We start from the raw sequence: 483 nt of genomic DNA on the forward strand, positions 1-483 counted from the left end.
CCCGGATGCCGTACCAGTATTCGAGAACGTTCGCGTATTTGTCGGTGCCGGTCAGACCGTGCACGAGGATGATCGGATATTGGGTGGCCGCGTAGTTGTCGACGGCGCTCGTCGCCGCGGCGGCGGCTTGCGTGCCTGCAAGCGAGAGGAAAGTCCCGATGCCCGCGGCGGGCGCCGCGCTCACCGCGAACGCGACTGCCGCCGCCACTGCCCTGGATCGCATCGTTCTGGCCATGTACGTCTCCTGTTGTTTGAATCGTATCGGATGGGAATATTGCTTCTGTTCGCACGCCTACGTTTCGCGTCGCCCGCACACGCGGCATGCACGCCGACCCGGCGGCACGGCCCAAAAACATTGCCTGAAGCGTTGACGATCTTTGACGATTGAAACAAGCGCCCCTTGAGTCGGCTAACGGAGTGAACCCCGCGCGACGAAAATTTTCCGTCGGTTAGACACGGCTTTCTAATCGATTGACGCAAGCA

At 61.1% G+C, this 483-nt stretch carries 1 pseudogene; it reads right to left on the bottom strand.

Going from position 1 to position 483, the window contains the following annotated elements:
• Window positions 1-235, bottom strand: a pseudogene (locus J5M58_RS26545) (hypothetical protein); the annotation flags it as partial.
• Window positions 236-483: the final 248 nt, after the last annotated feature.

This window comes from Pseudomonas sp. 32_A (genome assembly GCF_017490905.1).
Taxonomy (GTDB): Bacteria; Pseudomonadota; Gammaproteobacteria; order Pseudomonadales; family Pseudomonadaceae; genus Aquipseudomonas; species Aquipseudomonas inefficax.